The sequence below is a fragment of the Brevundimonas sp. LF-1 genome (assembly GCF_037055305.1).
Taxonomy (GTDB): Bacteria; Pseudomonadota; Alphaproteobacteria; order Caulobacterales; family Caulobacteraceae; genus Brevundimonas; species Brevundimonas sanguinis.
The window spans coordinates 1,140,763-1,153,951 of sequence record NZ_CP146349.1 but is presented as its reverse complement, the minus strand read 5'-3'; the positions used below and the strand labels follow the sequence as shown (position 1 = coordinate 1,153,951).

Genomic DNA, 13,189 nt, shown 5'->3' with positions numbered 1-13,189 from the left:
CTGGGGACGCATCTTTCGATACGCCCTTCGCTAAAGCCGCGCGGCTGATACCATGCAAGGCCGCAAGCCGCAACCAAGGGGCGCGGAACGATAACGCCGCACCCGCGCTCCTTTGGTCGAACCGAAGCGGGATGTCATGGCCGCCTCTACATCCAAGCAGGTGATCTTCGCGGCCCTGGCGGGCAACGCCGCCATCGCCATCACGAAATTCGCCGCCGCCCTGTTCACCGGCTCGGCCGCCATGATGAGCGAGGCGATCCACTCGGCCGTGGACACCGGCAATCAGGTCCTGCTGCTGATCGGCCTGCGCCGCGCCGCGCGGCCGGCCAGCGAGAGCCATCCCTTCGGTCACGGGCTTCAGCTCTATTTCTACACCTTCGTCGTCGCCATCCTGATCTTCGGCCTGGGGGCGGTCATCTCGATCCTGCACGGGCTCGAGCGCATCCGCGCGCCCGAGCCGATCCAGAACCCCTGGGTCAACTATCTGGTGCTGGGGCTGGCGGTGCTGTTCGAGGGCGGCTCCTGGTGGGTGGCGTTGAGGGCCTTCAACGGCCAGCGCGGCGGCCGCCCGTGGCTGGCCGCCGTGCGCGACAGCAAGGACCCCACCGTCTTCACCGTCCTGTTCGAGGACACCGCCGCCCTGACCGGCCTGGTCATCGCCCTGATCGGGGTGGTCGCCAGCCACGTCTTCGGCCTGCCCGTCATCGACGGGGTCGCCTCCGTAGCCATCGGGATCGTGCTGGCCCTGACCGCCGGCTTCCTGGCCTTCGAGAGCCAGAGCCTGCTGACCGGCGAGGCCGCCGATCCGGCCACGCGGGCCGGCATCGCCGCCATCGCCCGCTCCGAGCCGGGCGTCGAGGGTCTGAACGACCTGCGCACCATGCATTTCGGCCCCAACGAGATTCTGGTCGCCCTCAGCCTCGATTTCGACGACCGGCTCAGCGCCGCCGATGTCGAGGCTGCCGTGGCGCGGCTGGAGCAGCGCATCCGCGCCGACCACCCCCAGGCAGGCCGCATCTATGTCGAGGCCCAGAGCCTGGCCAGCCACGCGGCGGTCCGCGCGGCCGTCATGGCGGGGGCGGGCCGGGCGCCCTGGTGTCCGATGTGCCGGGGGTGCGACCACGACGCCGCGCACGACCGCTTGATGCAACCTCACGGCCCCGTTACCGCTTATGCTCACCATCACATCCTGGAAACCCGATGCTTGAAAGCATAACCCCGCTCCTCAGCGACCCCGCCGCCTGGGCGGCCCTCGTGACTCTGGTGGTCATGGAGGTCGTGCTGGGGATCGACAACCTGATCTTCATCTCGATCCTCTCCAACAAGCTCCCGCCCGAGCATCGCCAACGCACGCGCCGCATCGGCATCGGCCTGGCCCTGATCATGCGTCTGGGCCTGCTGGCCACCATCGGCTGGATCGTCGGCCTGACCCAGCCCGTGTTCGACCTGGGCTTCCACGGCGAGACCTTCGACACCGCCTTCTCGTGGCGCGATCTGATCCTGATCGCCGGCGGCCTGTTCCTGCTGTGGAAGGCCACGAAGGAAATCCACCACTCGGTCGACACCACCCCGTCGAACGATCTGCTGGAGAAGGACAAGAAGGACGTCGTCCTCAACAACGTCGGCGCGGCCATCTTCCAGATCATCCTGCTGGACCTGGTCTTCTCGGTCGATTCGATCCTGACCGCCGTCGGCATGACCGAACACGTGCCCATCATGATGGTGGCCGTCATCGCCGCCGTGACCGTCATGCTGCTGGCCGCCGATCCGCTGGCCAACTTCATCGACAAGAACCCGACCGTGGTCATGCTGGCCCTGGGCTTCCTGCTGATGATCGGCGCCGTGCTGATCGCCGACGGCTTCGGCGTCCATGTGCCCAAGGGCTATATCTACGCCGCCATGGCCTTCTCGGCTCTGGTGGAAGGCCTGAACATGTGGTCGCGCAACGCCCAGATCAGAAAGGCCCAGGCCCAGGAAGCCGCGCGGGCCGCCCTCAACAAAGCCGAAACCGCCGAGCCCGGCGTCTAAGACATGGGCGCGGGGCCGGTCCTGGCGATGCTTCTGCTGGCGCTTTGCGCGCCGGCGGCGGCGCAAGCGCCAGGGCCGGCCCCCGCATCTTCCCCGCCCGCCCAGCGCCCGCGCCGATTGCGGTCTACGGCTATGAGGTGGTGCGGGCCTTTCCCCACGATCCGGCCGCCTTCACCCAGGGGCTGGTCATCCGCGACGGCGTGCTGATCGAGAGCACCGGCCGCAACCCCTCCAGCGTCCGCCGCGTGCGGCTGGAGGACGGCGTCGTGCTTCAGAGCCATGAACTCGACCCCGAATATTTCGGCGAGGGCCTGACCGAGAAGGACGGGCGCGTCTTCTCCCTGTCCTGGATCAACGGCGTCGGCTTCATCTGGGACGCCAAGGACCTGAGCCCCCTGTCGCGCTTCGCCTATGCGGGCGAAGGCTGGGGGCTGACCCACGATGGGTCGCGCCTGATCCTGTCCGATGGATCGGCGACCCTGCGCTTTCTCGACCTCGACAGCCAGGCCGAGACCGGCCGCGTCGCCGTCACCCTGAACGGCCGCCCGCTGGGCCGACTGAACGAGCTGGAATGGATCGACGGCGAGGTCTGGGCCAACGTCTGGCAGACCGACTTCATCGTCCGCATCGACCCGGCGTCCGGCCAGGTGGTCGGGGTCATCGACCTGACCGGCCTGCTCAAGGATCCGGTGCAGGATCCGGCCGACGACGTGCTGAACGGCATCGCCTGGGACGCCAAGAGCCGCCGCCTGTTCGTCACCGGCAAGGACTGGCCCGCCCTGTTCGAGATCCGGCTCACCGGGCCGCGATAAGCCCCTTCTTCCCGCTCGTCCCGGCGGACGCCGGGATCCAGTCCTTTGGCTGCAAACGACCGCGTCTGAGGCTCTCACTGGGCCCCGGCGTCCGCCGGGGTGAGCGGATGTAAGGGACGCGCTCAAGCAGCGAGCCGCCGGCGGCGAGCGATAGCGCCCTACAAGAAACTATAAGGATCCACGTCCACGGTCAGTCTGACGGACGCCGGGACCTTCACCCGCGCCAGCCAGGCGCGCAGGAAGGCCTGCAGGTTCACGTCGCGATCCGCCCGCACCAACAGCCGCTTGCGCCGCCGCCCGCGCACCAGGGCCAGGGGCGCGTCGGCGGGACCATAGACCTCCAGCCGCTCGGCGTTGGGGATGGCCTCGGCCAGGTCGCGGGCGACCTTCTCGACCGCCATGGCGTTCTCGCTGGACAGGATCAGCGCCGCCAGACGACCGTGCGGCGGCAGGGAGGCCGCCTCGCGCTCGGCCATCTCGGCCTCGACGAAGGCGTCGCGGTCGCCCGCCGCCAGGGCCTGCAGCACCGGATGCTCGGGCGTCCAGGTCTGCAGCAGGGCGCGGCCCGGCTTGTCCGCCCGCCCCGCCCGCCCCGTGGCCTGGGCCAGCAGCTGATAGGTGCGCTCGGCCGCGCGCAGGTCGCCGCCGCGCAGGCCCAGATCCGCGTCCACCACGCCCACGAGCGTCAGGCGCGGGAAGTTGTGGCCTTTCGCCGCAGCCTGGGTGGCGACCAGAATGTCGATCTCGCCGTCGGCCATGGATTGGATCAGGGCGCGGGCCGACTTGCCGTCCGGCACGGTGTCCGAACTGAACACGGCGGTGCGCGCCTGGGGGAGTAGCTGGCGCACCTCTTCCTCGACCCGCTCGACGCCCGGCCCCACGGGAACCAGCGAGTCCTCGGCCCCGCATGACGGGCAGGCCTTGGGCTTGGGCATGGAGAAGCCGGTCAGGTGGCAGACCAGCCGCCCGGTGTAGCGATGCTCGACCAGCCAGGAGTCCGTGTCCGGCGCCGTCAGCCGATGCCCGCACGACCGGCACAGCACCACCGGGGCGTAGCCGCGCCGGTTGAGGAACAGCAGGCTCTGCTCGCCGCGCGTCAGCGTCTCGCCGATGGCTTCGCGTAAAGGTGCGGACAGCCAGGTCTGCGGGTCCGGCGGACAGTCGCGCAGATCGATCAGGCCGATCTCGGGCAGGACCGCCGCCCCGTGTCGCGCCGCCAGCTTCAGCCAGCGATACCGCCCCTGATGGGCGTTCCACAGCGTCTCCAGCGACGGGGTGGCCGAGGCGAGGACGACCGTCGCCCCCTCGATCCGCGCCCGCGCCACGGCCAGGTCGCGGCCGTGATAGACTAGCCCTTCCTCCTGTTTGAACGAGCCGTCGTGCTCTTCGTCCACCACGATCAGCTTCAGGTTGGCGTAGGGCAGGAACAGGGCCGAGCGCGCGCCGACGACGATGTTGCAGCGGCCGGAGACCACCGCCTCCCACGCCTGTCGCCGGCGCGGCGGGGCGACGCCGGAATGCCATTCGGCCGGGGCGACGCCGAAGCGGGCGGTGATGCGCTCGATCACCGCCTGGGTCAGGGCGATCTCGGGCAGCAGGATCAGCACCTGCGCCGTCGGATCGGCCCGCAGCGCCCGCGCCGCCGCCTCCAGATAGGCCTCGGTCTTGCCCGAGCCCGTCACCCCGTCCAGCAGGAAGGGGGCGAAGCCGCCCGCCGCCACAGCGTCCGCAATGGCCGCCGCCGAGGCCGCCTGATCCGGGTTCAGGGTCGCGGGCGCATGGTCGGGATCGGGCGGGTCGAAGGCGGCGACCGCCTCGACCTCGAACGGCTCCAGCACCCCTTCATCGACCAGGCCCTTGACCACCCCGGACGAGACGCCCGCCGCCCGCGCCAGATCGGGGCCGGGCATGGATCGTTGGCCCAGGGCCTCCAGCACCGCCGTGCGCGCCGCCGTCGGACGGGCGGGACTGCGGCCCTCGACACGCCGCACCCGCCGCTCGGGCCGGGGCCGCGGCGCGCGCAGCCCCTTCAGCGCCGTGGCCGCCACCTCCCCAGGCGGGCTGAGCGTCCAGCGCGCCGCCCATTCGACGAAGTCCAGCGTGCGTTCCGGCAGGCGCGGATCGTCCAGCACCTGCTCGACCGCCTTGAGCTTGCGGTTGGAGCCGGTCGTCTCGAACACTTCGGCCACTACGCCCCGGATCAGGCGCGGCCCCAGCGGCACGGCGACCTGATCGCCGCGCATGACCGTCAATTCCTCAGGCACTTCGTAGTCAAAGGCTTCCGGCACCGGCAGGGGGATGAGGACGGAGGCGACCTTCACGCGGCTTCTCCTCCCCACTGTGTGGGGAGGTGGCGCGGCGCGCAGCGCCGTGACGGAGGGGCTGCTTCAAACCGGGCATGCCCCTCCACCACGACGTGGTCCCCCTCCCCATGAAATGGGGAGGAAAAGGAGTCGCCCTTCGCGTTGGTCAGGGTTAGAACTCATCCCCATGAAACTCTTTCTCGACACCGCCGACGTCGCCGTCATCAAGGACCTGCTGCCCACCGGGATGGTGGACGGCGTCACCACCAATCCTAGCCTGATCGCCAAGTCGGGTCGCAACATCGCCGAGGTCATCGCCGAAATCTGCGCCCTGGTCGAGGGGCCGATCTCGGCCGAGGCCGTGGCCACCGACTTCGAGACCATGGTCAAGGAGGGCGACAAGCTGGCCTCCATCGCCCCCAACGTCGTGGTCAAGCTGCCGCTGACGTGGGACGGCCTGCGCGCCACCCGCGCCTTCGCCGACAAGGGGATCAAGACCAACGTCACCCTGTGTTTCTCGGCCGCCCAGGCCATGCTGGCCGCCAAGGCCGGCGCGACCTTCATCTCGCCCTTCGTCGGCCGTCTGGACGATGTCGGCGCCGACGGCGTGGGCCTGCTGGAAGACATCCGCACCCTGTACGACATCCACGACTTCAGCACGGAAATCCTGGCCGCCTCGGTGCGCAATGCGGATCATGTGACCGCCGCCGCCCTGGCCGGCGCAGACGCCTCGACCATTCCGGCCGAGGTTTTCAAGGCCTTGGTCAAGCACCCGTTAACCGACAAGGGATTGGATGCGTTTCTGGCGGACTGGGGCAAGACCGGTCAGTCCATTTTGTAATTTGACCCGAAGAGAGGTCCCGCTTGAGCACTTCCCTGGACCTCTCTGCCGACCCGGCCGCGGGCCTTCATTGGCCGCAGGTGCGCGCCTGGCTGGAAGATCACGCCGAACACCTGCTGTACGACCGGGCCCTGCTGGAAGAACTGGGCCTGGCCGCTACCGGCCGCAACGTCGTCGACTTCGGCCGCGCCGCCCTGGCGCGGCTGGAGGCCGTGGCCCAGCGCGAGGCCGGCGCGCGCAAGCTGATCGAAGAGATCGCCCGCGCCAACTTCGCCGCCCAGACCCAAACCCATGTCGCCGCCCTGGACCTGATGGAGGCGCGCACCCACGTTGAACTGGCGCGCCATCTGGACGCCGTCGCGCAGGGCCGGTTCGGCCTGGCCGGCGCCGCCGTGGCGATCGAGAAGCCGGGCGCCGTCCCCTTCGGCTGGAAGGCGCTGGAGCCGGGCCGCGTCGACGCCCTGCTGGGCGAGGACGGCCTGCACTGGCTCGGTCCCAACTTCACCGGCCTCAGCCTGTTCGGCCCTTCGGAGGGCGAAGTCGCCTCGGTCGCCCTGGTGCGGATGAGCCTGAGCGCGCCCGGCGAAAGCCTGCCCCGACCGGCCCTGTGCGCCTTCGGCTCGGCCGAGGACGACGGCTTCACCCCCGCCATGGGCTGCGAACTGGTGGCCTTCGTCGCCCGCGTCGTCGAACGCATGGCCGAGCGATGGCCGCTGGAAGCCTGACCGCCCCCTCCATGACTTCGCAGGACGCTCTGGCCGCCTGGCTGGAGCATCTCGCCCACGAACGCCGCCTGTCGCCGCGCACGCTCGAGGCCTATGGCCATATCGGGCGGCTGTATCTGGCCTTTCTGGAGCGCCATCGCGGCGGGCCGCAAAGCGCGGCCGAGCTCGGCTCGGTCACGGCGGCCGAGGCCCGCGCCCACCTAGCCGAGCGCCGCAGCGGCGAGCGCCCGCTGAGCGCCCGCTCACTCAGCCAGACCCTGGCCGCCATCCGGGGCTTTCACGCCTTCCTCGACCGACGGCTGGGCGTGGCGACCCCGCAGCTGACCCTGGTGCGCGGGCCCAAGGTCAAGCCCTCCCTGCCCCGCCCGGTCAGCGAGGATCAGGCGAAAGGGCTGCTGCACGAACCCGAGGCCGACCCCGACATGGAGCCGTGGGAGGCGGCGCGCGACCGCGCCGTCCTGACCCTGCTCTACGGCTGCGGCCTGCGGATTTCGGAGGCCCTGTCGCTGACGCGGTCGGACGCCCCCTGCCGGACAGCCTTCGCATCACCGGCAAGGGCGGCAAGACGCGCATGGTGCCCGTCCTGCCGCAGGTGCGCGAGGCGATCGACGCCTATCTTGCGCTCCAGCCCTTCGTCATCGACGCCGATCAGGCCCTGTTCCGAGCGCGGCGCGGCGGCCCCTTGAGCGCCCGCCATGTGCAGGCGACGGTGCAGCGCCTGCGCGGACGGCTCGGCCTGCCCGCCTCCGCGACGCCCCACGCGCTGAGGCACAGCTTCGCCACCCACCTGCTGGGGGCGGGAGCCGATCTGCGTTCGATCCAGGAACTGCTGGGCCACGCCAGCCTGTCGACGACGCAGAAATACACCCAGGTCGACGCCGCCCGCCTGCTGGCCGCCTATTCGCAGGCGCACCCGCGCGGCTGACCCCGGGGCGCCAGGGCGCCATGATCGCGCTTCCTGACGCCGTTCCAAACAAAACGGCGCGCCCCATGCGGAGCGCGCCGTTCTGACTTCAAACGGAAGCCGGAGGCTTACGCCTGCATGGTCCAGCCTTCGACGCCCATGGCCGCCTGGCGGACGGCTTCGGAGCGGGTCGGGTGCGGGTGGCAGGTGCGGGCGATGTCCTCGGACGATCCGCCGAAGGCCATGGTCATGCAGGCCTCGCCGATCAGTTCGCCGGCCTGCGGGCCGTAGATGTGGACGCCCAGGACCTTGTCGGTCGCGGCGTCGGCCAGGACCTTCACGAAGCCCTCGGTCTCGTGGTTGATCTTGGCGCGGCTGTTGGCGGCGAAGGGGAACTTGCCCTTCTTGTAGTTGACGCCCGCGGCCTTCAGCGCCTCTTCGGTCTTGCCGACCCAGGCCACTTCCGGGCCGGTGTAGATGACCGACGGCACCAAATCATAGTCGACGTGGCCCGGCTTGCCCGCGATCAGTTCGATCACGGCCACGGCGTCTTCCTCGGCCTTGTGGGCCAGCATCGGGCCGTGCGTCACGTCGCCGATGACCCAGACGCCCGGCGCCGAGGTCTTGAAGTGGTCGTTGGCGATGAAGCCGCGCTGATCCGGCGTGACGCCGACCGTCTCCAGCCCCAGGCCTTGCGTGTAGGGGCGGCGGCCGATGGCGACCAGCACCACGTCGCCCTTCAGCGTCTCCGCCGCGCCGCCCTTGGCCGGTTCGAGGGTCAGTTCAACGCCGTCCTTGGAGGTCTGGGCGCCGGTGACCTTGGTCCCCATGCGGAAGGTCATGCCCTGCTTGGTCAGGCCGCGCTGGAAGGCGGTGGCGACTTCGCCGTCCATGCCCGCGCCGACCTTGTCGAGGAACTCCACGACCGTGACCTGGGCGCCCAGGCGGCGCCAGACCGAGCCCAACTCAAGGCCGATCACGCCCGCGCCGATGACGATCAGGTGCTTGGGCACCTTGGGCAGGAACAGGGCGCCGGTCGAGTCGATGACCTTGCCGTCCTCGAAGGCGACGCCCGGCAGGGGGTCGGCTCGGAGCCGGTGGCGATGATGATGTTCTTGGTCTCCAGCGTGGTCTTGGCGCCGCCCTCGGCTTCGACCTCGACCTTGCCCTGACCCGCGATGCGGCCGAAGCCCTTCACCACGTCGACCTTGTTCTTCTTCATCAGGAATTCGATGCCCTTGGTCAGGGCTTCGACGCTGTCGTCCTTGGCCTTGTGCATCTGGGCCAGGTTCAGCTTGGGCTTCACCTCGATGCCGATGCCGGCGAACTCGACGTTGGCGGCCTCATAGAGCCGAGGCGTGCAGCAGGGCCTTGGAGGGCATGCAGCCGACGTTCAGGCAGGTGCCGCCCAGCGTGGCGCGCTTCTCGACCAGGGCGGCCTTGAGGCCCAGTTGGCCGGCGCGGATGGCGGCGTTGTAGCCGCCCGGCCCGCCCCCGATGATCACCACGTCATAGGTCTGGGAAGCGGCGTCGGCCATGAGGTCCTCTGATCGGTCTGGCGCTGGATACGAAATGCGCTGGGAAGGAAGCGGCGCGGACACTAGCGCCGCTCCCGGCGGGGTCAACCGCCAGGCTCCATATAGGCCGCGATCGCGCGCGGGGCCATGCGGACGGAGACACAATGGGCGGAAAAGCGAAACGGGGCCCGATCTTGCGACCGGACCCCGTTTTCCACGGTTCGACTGGAGCGGGCGAGGCGATTCGAACGCCCGACCCTCACCTTGGCAAGGTGATGCTCTACCCCTGAGCTACGCCCGCACTCCGTTGGGAGCGATGTGCTGCTCCCCGTCGAGGAAGGGGCGTATAGCGGACCCGCTTCGGATCGCGCAAGCCCCTTTTTCGATTTTCGTCCAATCCGTCGATTTTTTTCGAACAGCCCTGAAACTTCACACGAAAACGGCCCCCGAAACGTCCGCAAGGACGCCCCGGAGGCCGCTTCAAAGCGCCGCCGCCTGCCGTTACGCGCCCTGCCCGCTCAAGCAGCAAGCCGCCGCGCGGCGAGCGTTAGCGGCCTTCCCTCGCGTCAGCGAGGGGCGAGGCGAATAGCCCCGTCCAGACGGATGCACTCGCCGTTGATGTAGGTGTTCTCGGCCAGATGCAGGGCCAGGGCGGCGTAGTCGGCCGGCGTGCCCAGGCGCTTGGGGAAGGGGATCATGGCGGCCAGGGCGTCCTGCACCTTCTGATCCATGCCCGCCATCATCGGCGTCCACATGATGCCCGGCAGGATGGTGTTGACCCGCACGCCCTCGTTCATCAGGTCGCGCGCGATCGGCAGGGTCATGGCGTAGACGCCGCCCTTGGACGCCGAATAGGCCGCCTGGCCGATCTGGCCGTCCTGCGCCGCGACCGAGGCGGTGTTGACGATCAGGCCGCGCTCGCCGTCTTCCATCGGCTCCAGCGTGACCATGCCCGCCGCCGACTGCGACAGGACTCGGAAGGTGCCGAACAGGTTGATCGAGACCGTGCGCTCGAACTGGGCCATGTCGTGGGCGCGGATCTCGCCGGTGTCGCGCTTGCGGCTGACGGTCTTCTGGCCGGTGGCGATGCCGGCGCAGTTGACGGTCAGACGCTCCTGGCCATGGGCGGCGCGGGCCTTGGCGAAGCCGGCGGCGACGCTGTCGTCCGACGTCACGTCGACCTTGCAGAAGACGCCGCCGATCTCCTGGGCGATGACCTCGCCGCGCTCCTCGTTCAGGTCGAACAGGGCGACCTTGACGCCCTTGGCCGCCAGGGCGCGCGCCGTGCCTTCGCCAAGGCCCGAAGCCCCGCCCGTCACCACCGCCGCGATCGAAGCGTCGAGTTTCATGGAAGTCGTCCTATATTCGATTGAACCGAGTGCTCGTGCGAGGATTTAGCGGCCATGACCGCAAAGACCAACGGAATGTCGCCTGATGACGCCATCAATCCTGACAAGGCCCTGGTTCCCGCCGTGCAGAAGGTGAACGAGTTGCGCGTGCGCAAGGGCTTCTGGCCCAAGATGCGGCGCACCGCCGCCCGCATCCCCTTCGCCCAGCAGGCGGTCGCCGCCTGGTACGCGGCCCAGGACCCCAAGACTCCGCTGGCGGCAAAGGGCCTGATCCTGGGGGCGCTGGCCTATTTCGTCATGCCGGTGGACGCCATTCCCGACGTCTTCGTCGGCATCGGCTTCACCGACGACGCGGCGGTGATCGCCGCCGTGCTGGCCACCCTGGGCGCGCACCTGAAGCCCCGCCACCATGACCAGGCGGCGCAGGCGCTGAAACGTCTGCGGGAGGATGAGAAATAGACCCTTCTCCCCTTGCGGGAGAAGGTGGGCGCCGGAGGCGCTCGGATGAGGGGTGTCGGCGCATGGTCTGAAACCCTGTCGCGTCCCTCTGTATCAATCACCTGAAGGTCGCGCTCACACCCCTCATCCGGCCCTGACGGGCCACCTTCTCCCACGGATGCTCCGATCAATCCTCGACCTTCACCACGATCTTGCCGACAGCCGTGCGGTCGCTGAGCGCCTGAATGGCCTCATGGGCGCGCTCCAGGGGGAAGGTGCGGCTGACGCGCGGCTTGATCTTTCCGTCGGCGTAGAGCTGCATCAGCTCGGCCATGTTGGCGGCGTGAGCCTTGGGATCGCGGGCGACGGCGGCGCCCCAGAAGACGCCGATGACCGACACCGACTTCAGCAGCGTCAGGTTCAGCGGCAGGGAGGAATCCCCGCCGGGAAACCCACCACCAGATAGCGGCCGTTCCAGTCCATCGCGCGTAGCGCCGGTTCGGCGTAGTCGCCGCCGACGCCGTCGAAAACCACATCGGCGCCGTCGCGGCCGGTCGACAGCTTGAACTCGCCCGACAGCGCCTTCTGGGCCGCCTTGTCCATCGGGCCGGAGGGGTAGATCAGGCCGTTGTCGGCGCCCAACTCCAGCGCGAACTCCACCTTGTCGTTGGTTGAGGCGGCGGCGACCACGCGCGCCCCCATCGCCTTGCCCAGCTCGACGGCGGCGGCGCCGACGCCCCCGCCGCGCCCAGCACCAGCAGGGTCTCGCCCGGCTGCAGCTTCGCCCGGTCTTTGAGTGCGTAATAGCTGGTGCCGTAGGTCATGATGAAGGCGGCGGCGGTCTCATAATCCATGCCGTCGGGGATCGGGATCAGGGTCTCGGCCCTGACCTTCAGCCGCTCGACCATGCCGCCCCAGCCGGGCACGGCGACGACGCGGTCGCCCCGGAAAACGCCCTTCACCCCTTCGCCGACGGCGTCGACCACGCCCGCGACCTCGGCCCCCGGCGCGAAAGGGCGCTCGGGCTTGAACTGGTATTTGTCGGCGATGATCAGGGCGTCGGGATAGTTGACGCCCACGGCCTTGACCTCGATCACCACCTCGCCCGGTCCGGGCGTGGGGTCCATGACCTCCTCGACGACAAGCGATTCCGGGCCGCCAGGAGCCTTGGACAGGACTGCGCGCATTAGGAACTCTCTTCAGCCACCCCCGCCGGCCATGGCGCCGACACGCCAGCGACGCTAATCAGCCTGCGGCCCGATGCAAAGAGGCCGAACAGGTTCTGAGGAGACGATCATGGCGAAACCCGCCCTCATCCTTCACGGCGGCGCCGGGGCCCGGCGCGAGCGCAACTACGACGCCGAGGTCGCCAACATGCGCCAGGTGGTCGAGGCGATGAAGGCGCGGCTGGACGCCGGCGCCTCGGCGCTGGACGTGGCTGTCGAGGCCGTCGTCATGCTCGAAGACTCCGGCCTCTACGTCGCCGGGCGCGGCGCCTCGCCCAACCTGGCGGGCGAGTATGAGCTGGACGCCAGCCTGATGGACGGCGCGACCGGCAAGGCCGGGGCCGTGGCCGCCCTGCAGGGGTTCCGCAACCCGGTCGTCGCCGCCCGCGCGGTGATGGACCGCACCCCCACGTCATGCTGGCCGGAAGCGGCGCCGCCCGCTTCGCCGCCGAACAGGGCCTGACGCGCGTGGAGGACCCCGCCGCCTGGTTCACCGGCGCCGGCAAGGGCGAGGACAACCACCCGCCCAGCATGCTGAGCCACGGCACCGTCGGCTGCTGCGTGCTGGACAGCCAAGGCCGCCTGGCCGCCGCCACCTCGACGGCGGGCGTGTTCGGCAAGATGCCGGGCCGCGTCGGCGACACCCCCATCCCCGCCGCCGGAACCTGGGCCGACGAGCACGCCGCCGTCTCCTGCACCGGACAGGGCGAGTATTTCATCCGCGTCGCCGCCGCCGCCCGCACCGCCTTCGGCGTCGCCGCCGGTCATTCGCTGGCCGAGGCCTCTCAGAGCGTGGTCGACCGCATCGGCGCCCTGGGCGGCGACGGCGGCCTGATCGCCCTGGACCGGGAGGGGAACATCGCCGCCCCCTACAACAGCCAGGGCATGAAGCGCGCCTGGCTGGCGACCGACGGCCTGATCGGGGTCGAAGTGTTCGAGCGGTGAACCGTCGCGAGGGCGGCGCCGCCCTCGCCTCCTGCCCATCTGCGCCGCGCCCGACCGGTCCTGCGCCCGTCCTCAACCGTGACCCGGGGCCTCACCTCGGG

8 protein-coding genes, 1 tRNA gene and 4 pseudogenes are annotated in these 13,189 nt (G+C 69.8%); 8 read left to right on the top strand and 5 right to left on the bottom strand.

Annotation, left to right across the window (positions count from 1 at the left end; genetic code table 11):
* Positions 1–136 precede the first annotated feature (136 nt).
* Genes V8F63_RS06125 through V8F63_RS06115 form a run of 3 tightly spaced genes read left to right on the top strand, consistent with a single transcriptional unit; the run spans position 137 to position 2,840 of the window.
* Complete coding sequence (locus V8F63_RS06125) at positions 137–1,216, top strand: cation diffusion facilitator family transporter (protein ID WP_392354790.1); 1,080 nt, start codon at positions 137–139, stop codon at positions 1,214–1,216.
* Positions 1,201–2,028 carry a TerC family protein gene (locus tag V8F63_RS06120; RefSeq protein ID WP_134582184.1) on the top strand — a complete coding sequence of 276 codons (828 nt, stop codon included), beginning with the start codon at positions 1,201–1,203 and terminating at the stop codon, positions 2,026–2,028. Before V8F63_RS06125 ends, V8F63_RS06120 begins: the two co-directional genes overlap by 16 nt.
* A gap of 44 nt (positions 2,029–2,072) precedes the next feature.
* Positions 2,073–2,840, top strand: coding sequence for a glutaminyl-peptide cyclotransferase (locus tag V8F63_RS06115; RefSeq protein WP_392354789.1), 768 nt, complete (start codon positions 2,073–2,075; stop codon positions 2,838–2,840).
* A 158-nt stretch (positions 2,841–2,998) separates the two neighbouring features.
* Here the strand turns inward: V8F63_RS06115 and V8F63_RS06110 are convergent, their stop codons facing one another.
* Positions 2,999–5,161, bottom strand: a complete 2,163-nt coding sequence (locus V8F63_RS06110; RefSeq protein WP_392354788.1) for a primosomal protein N' — start codon at positions 5,159–5,161, stop codon at positions 2,999–3,001.
* A 169-nt stretch (positions 5,162–5,330) separates the two neighbouring features.
* Here V8F63_RS06110 and fsa point away from each other — a divergent pair, with 169 nt between their 5' ends.
* The 3 genes and pseudogenes from fsa to V8F63_RS06095 all read left to right on the top strand — a co-directional run bounded on the left by fsa (position 5,331) and on the right by V8F63_RS06095 (position 7,634).
* Positions 5,331–5,984, top strand: coding sequence for a fructose-6-phosphate aldolase (gene fsa, locus V8F63_RS06105; protein WP_392354787.1), 654 nt, complete (start codon positions 5,331–5,333; stop codon positions 5,982–5,984).
* A 23-nt stretch (positions 5,985–6,007) separates the two neighbouring features.
* A complete protein-coding gene (locus tag V8F63_RS06100; RefSeq protein ID WP_392354786.1) occupies positions 6,008–6,709 on the top strand; it encodes a DUF484 family protein in 702 nt (233 codons plus the stop codon).
* An 11-nt stretch (positions 6,710–6,720) separates the two neighbouring features.
* Positions 6,721–7,634: pseudogene (locus V8F63_RS06095) on the top strand (tyrosine recombinase XerC).
* 107 nt (positions 7,635–7,741) lie between these two features.
* Here V8F63_RS06095 and lpdA read toward each other — a convergent pair.
* From lpdA to V8F63_RS06080, 3 genes and pseudogenes are all read right to left on the bottom strand, one after another.
* A pseudogene (gene lpdA, locus V8F63_RS06090) lies at positions 7,742–9,151 on the bottom strand (dihydrolipoyl dehydrogenase).
* 205 nt (positions 9,152–9,356) lie between these two features.
* Positions 9,357–9,431, bottom strand: a tRNA-Gly gene (locus V8F63_RS06085).
* A gap of 265 nt (positions 9,432–9,696) precedes the next feature.
* A complete protein-coding gene (locus V8F63_RS06080; protein WP_392354785.1) occupies positions 9,697–10,479 on the bottom strand; it encodes an SDR family oxidoreductase in 783 nt (260 codons plus the stop codon).
* Between the two features lie 54 nt (positions 10,480–10,533).
* On the opposite strand from V8F63_RS06080, the gene V8F63_RS06075 reads away from it, so the two are divergent.
* A complete protein-coding gene (locus V8F63_RS06075; protein ID WP_392354784.1) occupies positions 10,534–10,938 on the top strand; it encodes a YkvA family protein in 405 nt (134 codons plus the stop codon).
* Positions 10,939–11,104: 166 nt separating this feature from the next.
* Here the strand turns inward: V8F63_RS06075 and V8F63_RS06070 are convergent.
* Positions 11,105–12,104 (bottom strand): annotated as a pseudogene (locus V8F63_RS06070) (NADPH:quinone oxidoreductase family protein).
* A gap of 109 nt (positions 12,105–12,213) precedes the next feature.
* On the opposite strand from V8F63_RS06070, the pseudogene V8F63_RS06065 reads away from it, so the two are divergent.
* A pseudogene (locus V8F63_RS06065) lies at positions 12,214–13,088 on the top strand (isoaspartyl peptidase/L-asparaginase).
* Positions 13,089–13,189: the final 101 nt, after the last annotated feature.